General features: G+C 73.1%; 10 protein-coding genes. 6 read left to right on the top strand and 4 right to left on the bottom strand.

Annotated elements, in window-relative coordinates:
- Positions 1 to 128: 128 nt before the first annotated feature.
- The 4 genes from AC07FK_RS21790 to AC07FK_RS21775 form a co-directional block, all read right to left on the bottom strand.
- Entirely contained in the window at positions 129 to 317 is a 189-nt protein-coding gene (locus AC07FK_RS21790) for a hypothetical protein (protein WP_479106584.1), read from the bottom strand.
- 80 nt (positions 318 to 397) lie between these two features.
- Positions 398 to 829 (bottom strand): hypothetical protein, encoded by a 432-nt coding sequence (locus AC07FK_RS21785; RefSeq protein WP_479106583.1) that lies wholly within the window; start codon positions 827 to 829, stop codon positions 398 to 400.
- A gap of 92 nt (positions 830 to 921) precedes the next feature.
- Positions 922 to 1,371, bottom strand: coding sequence for an ATP-binding protein (locus AC07FK_RS21780; RefSeq protein ID WP_479106582.1), 450 nt, complete (start codon positions 1,369 to 1,371; stop codon positions 922 to 924).
- Complete coding sequence (locus AC07FK_RS21775; RefSeq protein ID WP_479106581.1) at positions 1,365 to 2,252, bottom strand: MEDS domain-containing protein; 888 nt, start codon at positions 2,250 to 2,252, stop codon at positions 1,365 to 1,367. Before AC07FK_RS21775 ends, AC07FK_RS21780 begins: the two co-directional genes overlap by 7 nt.
- A gap of 237 nt (positions 2,253 to 2,489) precedes the next feature.
- Between AC07FK_RS21775 and AC07FK_RS21770 the strand changes: the two genes are divergently transcribed.
- The 6 genes from AC07FK_RS21770 (at position 2,490) to AC07FK_RS21745 (ending at position 6,614) form a co-directional block, all read left to right on the top strand.
- A complete protein-coding gene (locus tag AC07FK_RS21770; RefSeq protein WP_479106580.1) occupies positions 2,490 to 2,882 on the top strand; it encodes a VOC family protein in 393 nt (130 codons plus the stop codon).
- A gap of 190 nt (positions 2,883 to 3,072) precedes the next feature.
- A complete protein-coding gene (locus AC07FK_RS21765; protein ID WP_479106579.1) occupies positions 3,073 to 3,324 on the top strand; it encodes an acyl carrier protein in 252 nt (83 codons plus the stop codon).
- Positions 3,321 to 4,574, top strand: a complete 1,254-nt coding sequence (locus AC07FK_RS21760; protein ID WP_479106578.1) for a beta-ketoacyl-[acyl-carrier-protein] synthase family protein — start codon at positions 3,321 to 3,323, stop codon at positions 4,572 to 4,574. The genes AC07FK_RS21765 and AC07FK_RS21760 overlap by 4 nt, the downstream gene beginning before the upstream one ends.
- A gap of 100 nt (positions 4,575 to 4,674) precedes the next feature.
- Entirely contained in the window at positions 4,675 to 5,595 is a 921-nt protein-coding gene (locus tag AC07FK_RS21755) for an alpha/beta fold hydrolase (RefSeq protein WP_479106577.1), read from the top strand.
- Positions 5,596 to 5,677: 82 nt separating this feature from the next.
- A complete protein-coding gene (locus tag AC07FK_RS21750) occupies positions 5,678 to 5,878 on the top strand; it encodes a hypothetical protein (protein WP_479106576.1) in 201 nt (66 codons plus the stop codon).
- A gap of 88 nt (positions 5,879 to 5,966) precedes the next feature.
- Complete coding sequence (locus tag AC07FK_RS21745) at positions 5,967 to 6,614, top strand: hypothetical protein (RefSeq protein WP_479106575.1); 648 nt, start codon at positions 5,967 to 5,969, stop codon at positions 6,612 to 6,614.
- The last annotated feature ends 266 nt before the right edge of the window (positions 6,615 to 6,880 follow it).

The following is a 6,880-nucleotide window of genomic DNA, read 5'->3' as shown; positions in this document are numbered from 1 at the left end:
CGGGGGGAGAGGCCTCAACCCGAGGGCGAGGGAGATCGGGGGTGGGGGGGGGGGGGGGGCTCGAGGGGGTGAGTGGGCTTCCTTTTCCCCCCCCCCCCCCCCCCCCCCCCCGCGGTCGGGAGCAGGGGTCAGGGGCGGTGGGTGACCGCCGGGTCCTGCGCCGCGCCGCCTCCGTCGGGAGTGGTGCCGGGGTCGGCGGCGCGGGTGGCCGCGTCGGAATGCCGGGGCTCGCGCGGGTCCGGGTCGTGCGGTTCGGACGAGCGGGCCGCTTCCGCGCGCACCATGGCGCTCAGGGCGGCGTACGGGTCGACGGGCATGGTGAACGTCCTTCGGGTCGAGGGTGGTTCCGGCCGGAGCGACGGCTTCGGCACGCCGGTGCCGGGCCGCGCCGGCCCCCTCAGCAGCGCAGGACCACTCGCCGCCGCTCCCCGCTCGCCGCCGGAACCCCGGCCGCCCGGCACGCGCGCGGGCCGCCCCCCGTGTTCCGCGCGCGCCGGTACGAGGCCACCGCCCCGGCGGCCCGCCCCCGGCTGCCGCTCCGCGCACGCCCCCGGCTGCCGCTCCGCGCACGCCCCCGCCGCGCCGCCCGGGCGCTCTCCCCGGCGCCCCGCACCTCGCTGTCACCGGTGTCCGACGGCTGCCCCTCGGCGCCGGGAGACGCGCCTGAACCGGGCCCGGCGGGAGCCGCCTCCCCCACCGGCACGACCGCCGGCGGCCGTGCCTGCCCGCCCCCACCCGCCACGACGGCGAGAACGGCGGCGAGTACCAGCAGCACCGTGAGCAAGCCGCTGCTGCGCACCGCGCGCGGGACGAGGCACATGGCAGGCATGTGCCTCTCGTCCCACCGGCGCGCCGGTTCTTAGCGGTACGACGCCCAAGTCCGCTCCACCGGGCTAGCGGCGCGGGCGCCCGTCGTGGAGGTCATCGGCCCGGCAGCCGCATGGTGAACGCCACCACACTGCCGGGGGCCGCCCGTCCGTCCTGCGGGCCGCCCGTGACGACCAGCCGGTCGGTGATGAGCCGCGTCAGCCAAAGACCCCGCCCGCAGGGGCTGCCGGCCAGCCCCGGAGCCAGTTCCGGGATGACCGAGGAGGCGAAGCCGGGCCCCGAGTCGCTGACCGTGCATTCCAGTGCGCCGGGCGACCGGTCCAGCAGCAGTCGGCCGCGCCCGCCGCCGTGCTCGACGGCGTTCGTCGCCACCGCGTCCGCCGCCAGGACGAAGTCGCCACGGCGGGGCTCGGCCAGGCCCGCCCACGCGGCCCAGTGGTCGACCAGCACCCGCAGCCGGGGCAGGTCGTCCCGGCCGAAGTCGTACTCCAGCAGCCGCTCCTGCGGCTCGCCGTTGTTGAGGTGCACCCCTTCCGTCACCATTCCCGCCCCGTCTCCGTCAGCGTGAGGCGCCGGACCCGATCCGAGCCGAGCCGGCGCAGCAGCACCGCCTGCGCCGCGCCGCAGCGCACCTCGACGCCGTCGTGTCCGGCGGCTCTCGCGACGTGGTCGATGAGGTCGAGGGCGCACCGTACGGCGAGGAAGTGCAGCGGCATCAGGTCCACCAGCAGCCGCCGGGACCCGGCGGTCCGTTCCAGCGCCTCGCCCAGGGCCGTCAGGAACGCTCCGCGGGTGGCGTGGTCGGCCTCGCCCGCGACCCTGACCGACTCGGGCGCGTGCACGACGCGCAGCTCTCCGAGCGAGGCGAGGAGGGAACGCGGGTGCGCGTCCGACATGGCGTCGAGCACGTCGTCGTCGAACGCGCGCCGGTCGTAGGAGCAGATCTCGTTGTACGGCCGCTCTTCGAAGAGGTGACCGGCGTGCGACTCGCGGTACATCATGGTCTCGACGTCGGCGTCGAGGTCGGCCACCCAGTGCATGTCGATGAACGCCCGCAGCCCCTGGTATCCCTGCGCGACGGCGAGCGCGGTCTCCTCGCGGAGGCGTTCCCACTGCCGCTCGGGGGTGAAGCCGCGATCGGGCCTGATCAGCGCCCGCATGCTGCTGTTCGTCAGCTGCCCCCTCCCGCGCGCCTCGGCGAGCAGCCGGCTGGTCCCGTCCAGTCGCGTGCGCACGGCGTCGGGGTCGAGCTGCGGCGCCGCGAAGACGATCACCTTCTCGCCGCGCGCCAGGCCGGTGCGGGTGTAGGTGACGAGGGCGTCCCAGTTGTCCTCGTCGTCCTCGTAGGAGAGGAACGCGTGGTCACCCGCCCGCACGGCCTGTACGGGCATCAGGCCCGGATGCGCGTACGCCCGTTCATGCATCGCTGCTCGCGGTTCCTTCCGCTCGGTGCGCCCCACCATAGGGACAGCGAGAGGAGTTGGTGGCCGTAACCGGACTCCCGGGACGGCATTCGAACGGGCGGCCGCAGGCGAGTGATCCGAACGCATGACAAAGAGGCGATCACGACCCTAAAATCGGCGCACGGCATCGCGTGTCGGTCACCGTCCGGGTGAGGCATGGAGGTAGCCCGTGAGTTTGCCTTACGGAGGCATTCCACAGTGTCGGTACAGCTGAATCACACCATCGTCCACTCCCGCGACAAGCGGGCATCCGCCGCCTTCTTCACCCGGGTCATGGGCCTGGAGATCGCGGCCGAGTGGGGCCCGTTCATCGCCGTCGAACTGAGCAACGGCGTCACCCTGGACTTCGCGACCGTCCCCGCGGAGTCGATCACCCCCCAGCACTACGCCTTCCTCGTCACGGAGGCGGAGTTCGACGGGATCTTCCAGCGCGTCCAGGACGCCGGGATCACGTACTACGCCGATCCGCACGGCAAGCAGCCGGGCGAGATCAACCGCAACGACGGCGGCCGGGGGATGTACTTCATGGACCCGTCCGGCCACGCGCTGGAAGCGATCACGCGCCCGTACGGCAGCGGCGGGAGTGCGTAACACGGCGTGAAAGGGCCGGGAAGCGATGCTTCCCGGCCCTTTCTCCGTCGCTTCCAGCGCCGTGTGCACGGTGTCGTGCCCGCGCAATCCGCACGCAAGCGCGAGCCCTCATCACATAGGGCGAACGATGTAAAGGCCCGTCCGGGTGGGCGCGTATAAAGGTTGCCGGACGAACTCGGAGGAGCGACGAGTGGCCAGTGCTACAGATGCCGTCAGCACGCTGATGGTGAAGAAATTCGGTGTGGATCCGGCGGCCGTCCGTCCCGAGAACCCGCTCCACGCATTGCGCATGGATTCCCTCGCGCTGGAGGAATTCCGCATCCTCATCGAGGATCAGCTGGAAATCGACCTGGAGGACGCGGCCCTGACCTCCCGTAACACCGTGGGCGAGCTCGTCGAGCTCGTGCAGGCCAAACTCACCCGCACCGGGACCCTGCGATGACCGGGCCGGCGGTCCCGCCCTTCACGGCGGCCGTGACGGGGCTCGGCCTGGTCACGGCGGCCGGGGTGGGCGTCGACGAGGCGTGGCGAAACGTCACGCGCGGCCGGGTCCGCCCCGCCTCCGTGGGCCCGCGCGAGGAACTGCGCGACCTCCCCTGCGACTTCATGTACGCCGTACCCCCCGAGGATCTCGACACGGAGAAGGTGCTCGGCGTCGCGGCCCAGCGCCTGATGGACCGTTTCTCCCAGCTCGCCGTACTCGCGGCGCGGGAGGCGGTGGCCGACGCCGGGCTCGACCCCGCCGTCTGGGACAGCGGCAGGGTCGCGGTCGTCATCGGCTCCGCCCACGGCGGTCTCCCCTTCTACGACGAGCAGCACACCGTGCTGAGCGCCAAGGGCCCGCGCCGCGTCTCCCCGAAGCTCGCCCCGCTGACCGTGGTCAACAGCGCGGCCAGCAGCGTCTGCATGGACCTCGGCGTCCGCGGCCCGAGCCAGGCGGTCTCCACCGCCTGCTCGTCGGGCACGGTGGCGATCGGCACCGCGCACCAGATGCTGCGCACCGGCGCCTGCGACATCGCCGTCGCCGGCGGCGCCGAGTCGGTGTGCTCGCGGCTGCTCATCGCCAGCGCCTGCCAGATGCGGGCGGTCTCCACCCGCCGCGACGACCCCGCGGCGGCCTGCCGCCCGTTCGACGCGGACCGCGACGGCTTCGTCGTCGGGGAGGGCTCCGGGCTGCTCGTCATGGAACGCCCCGAGCACGCCCGGGCGCGCGGCGCCCGGATCAGGGCGCACATCGCCGGCTACGGCGCGTCCAGCGACGCGTACTCGGCCGTCGCCCCGGACCCGGAGGGCAAGGGCATCGAGAGCGCGCTGGGTACGGCGCTGAGGGACGCGGGCGTCGCCCCGTCGGACGTCGGTCACGTCAACGCGCACGGCACGTCCACCGTGTTCAACGACCTCATCGAGGCGACGACGCTGCACCGGCTGCTGGGCCCCGGCCCGCTCGTCACCTCGACCAAGGCCATGACGGGCCACACCCTGGGCGCGGCCGGCGGCATCGAGACCGCGCTGACGGTGCTCGCCCTGCAGCACCAGCTGGTGCCCCCCACGGCCAACCTGGACGCGCTCGACCCGCACATCCCGGTCGAGGTGGTCGCCAAGTCCGCCCGCCCCGCCGCGTTCGACTGCGCGGTCAAGACGTCGCTCGGCTTCGGCGGCCACAACGCCGCGCTCGTCCTCACCCGCGCCTGACGGGCCGGGCCGGCCGTTACGCCGAGAACACGTCGCAGACACGCCCAGCACGTCAAGTACGTCCAGACACGTCGAGAACACGTCGAGAAGGAGAAGGAGCATGCCCGAGGAAACCGTTCGCTCGCTGTCGGTGGACGGGCTGCGCTACTCCTACCGCGTGCTGCACCGCACGGGCCCGGCCGCCGGTTCGCCCGGCGCGGAGGTCACCGAACCGGTGGTCGTCCTCGGCGGCGCGCTCCAGGGGATGTTCGGCTGGCCCCAGATGGACGGCCGTCTCGGACCCGTCGCGAGCGTGGTGACCGCCGACCTGCCGGGCATGGGCACCGCCGCACCCCTGCCGCCGGGGCCCAGCGCGGATCTCCTGTGCGCCGCGGTCACCCGGATCATCGACGACCTCGGCGTACCGCGCGTCAATCTCTTCGGCTTCTCGTACGGCGCCGCGCTCGCCTTCCGCTGCGCCCAGCGCAACCCGGGCCGCGTCGCCCGGCTGATCCTCGGCGGCGTGCCCGCCCACATCTCCGATGCCCAGCGGGCCCATTGGCAGCGCGCCACCGACCGGCTCGCGGCCGGGGACCGGGACGGTTTCGCGACGCTGGTGACGGAGGCGCTGATGTGCCTCGACCCGGACCGGTACGTCGCCCGCAGGGACCTCGCGTACCGGTACGTGAAGCGGACCATGCTGCACGCCGTCGCGCACTCCCCGCACGCCGCGGACTCCGTGCACCGCTCCCTCGGCGACCGGCCGGACTTCTCGGGGGGCCTGTCCGGGGTGCCGGCGCTGGTGTTCACCGGGGAGCACGACACCGTGACGTCGGCCGAGCGCCAGCGGGCCTTCGCCGCGACCATCCGGGGAAGCAGCTTCACGACGATCCGGGACGCCGACCACTGGGTCGTCCTCGAGAAGGCGGACGAGGTGGCCGACCTGGCGCTCCGGTTCTTCACCGACCGCCCGCTGGAGCCCGCCGGTCACCTGAGCGCGGTGCCGCAGCAGGAGCGCGCGGGGGACCGCAGCCCGGCTTGAGCCGTCGGACCCGGGCGTGTCACCCCGTCCGCCGGCCACGGGACCGGCCGTGACCTGTGGGGATCTCGGCCGTTGGCAGGGCATGAAGACACGAAGCGCAGTCGCCGCGGCCACCGCCGCGGTGTTCGCGGCCGGACTGGCGACGGCTCTGGCGGGGCCCGCTCCGTCGGCTCTGGCCGCCCCGCCGGACCGGTCCGACCGGCCGGCGTCACCGCTCCCGCTCGGCCTGCCGGACGTGAGCGAGGAGAGCTTCACGGGGCTCGACAAGGCACTCCAGTATTGACGCTCCGTGCGGGAAAAGTTGCGGAGGGTGGTCGCCGGTTGCACGGTGGCGTTGTCCCCTCTCCGACCCCTCACGTAAGGACACCCCCATGCGCATCTCCCGAACCGCCGGTCTCGTCGTCTCCTCCCTGGCGTGCGGTGTACTGGCGTTCGGCTCGGCCGGAGGCGCGATAGCGGCCCCCGTGCAGCCTCAGCTCGCCGCGGAGCGCCCCGCCGCCGCGGAACCGCTGCCCGGCGCCGACAAGCTCACGCCCCAGGTGAAGCTGCTGAACGACATCGCCGGCGTACTGACTCCCGTCACCAAGCTGCTCGACGCGATCATCGCCGGCGGCGGCAAGCTGTCGCCCGAGGAGCTCGCGCGGCACACGAAGGCGATCGAAGAGGCCCTGAAGGGCCTTCCCAAGGCCCCCGGCACGGCCCTCGAAGTCCCCGCGTCGCCGTCCCCCGAGCTGCCCTCGGCGGCGGCTCCCCGGGCCGCCGACACGGGCCTCGAACTCAAGGCGAAGGCGGTCGTCGACCTGCGCGCCAAGGTCGACGTACTGCTGAAGGCCGCGGAGCAGGGTGACGCGACCAAGGTGACGGAGGCGGTCGTGGCCACCATCACCGCGACCCTCAACGTGGTCGTCAGCATCGTGGTGGGCGGCGGTCTGCCGGCCCCGAACCTCGAAGGTCTGCCCGCGCTGCCGAAGGTCCCCGGCGCCGCGGACGCCCCGAAGGTCCCCGGCGCGCCCGTCTGACGCCCGACACGCCGCGCCCGTATCCGGTTTCCCCTGTTGGGGAGGCCGGGCATTGGCGTGCGGACGCCAATTCGCCCCCGGCCGGGCCGAAATGAAGGTTAGGGCGTTCGGGTGACGGTGGATAGATAGCTTCTTTTATGGAGTTTCCTCGGTGGAACCGGATCGTTACCGATGACGACGGCGACGCTACGGGCGTGAAGAAAACAGACTCGTGCAGCGCGAAGGACGTGGCTGTGTAGGGTGTCGCCGCCGGAAAGGTTCTTAAA

Source organism: Streptomyces sp. NPDC046122 (assembly GCF_056429965.1).
The sequence above is the reverse complement of the archived record's forward strand: the minus strand, read 5'-3'. Positions and strand labels throughout refer to the sequence as shown.

What these genes read in the sequence shown, in the direction of transcription:
- AC07FK_RS21780 (WP_479106582.1), bottom strand. Translation starts at nt 1,371, where the DNA reads ATGGTGACGGAAGGGGTGCACCTCAACAACGGCGAGCCGCAGGAGCGG.
- AC07FK_RS21755 (WP_479106577.1), top strand. Translation starts at nt 4,675, where the DNA reads ATGCCCGAGGAAACCGTTCGCTCGCTGTCGGTGGACGGGCTGCGCTAC.
- AC07FK_RS21745 (WP_479106575.1), top strand. Translation starts at nt 5,967, where the DNA reads ATGCGCATCTCCCGAACCGCCGGTCTCGTCGTCTCCTCCCTGGCGTGC.
- AC07FK_RS21775 (WP_479106581.1), bottom strand. Translation starts at nt 2,252, where the DNA reads ATGCATGAACGGGCGTACGCGCATCCGGGCCTGATGCCCGTACAGGCC.
- AC07FK_RS21750 (WP_479106576.1), top strand. Translation starts at nt 5,678, where the DNA reads ATGAAGACACGAAGCGCAGTCGCCGCGGCCACCGCCGCGGTGTTCGCG.
- AC07FK_RS21760 (WP_479106578.1), top strand. Translation starts at nt 3,321, where the DNA reads ATGACCGGGCCGGCGGTCCCGCCCTTCACGGCGGCCGTGACGGGGCTC.
- AC07FK_RS21790 (WP_479106584.1), bottom strand. Translation starts at nt 317, where the DNA reads ATGCCCGTCGACCCGTACGCCGCCCTGAGCGCCATGGTGCGCGCGGAA.
- AC07FK_RS21785 (WP_479106583.1), bottom strand. Translation starts at nt 829, where the DNA reads ATGCCTGCCATGTGCCTCGTCCCGCGCGCGGTGCGCAGCAGCGGCTTG.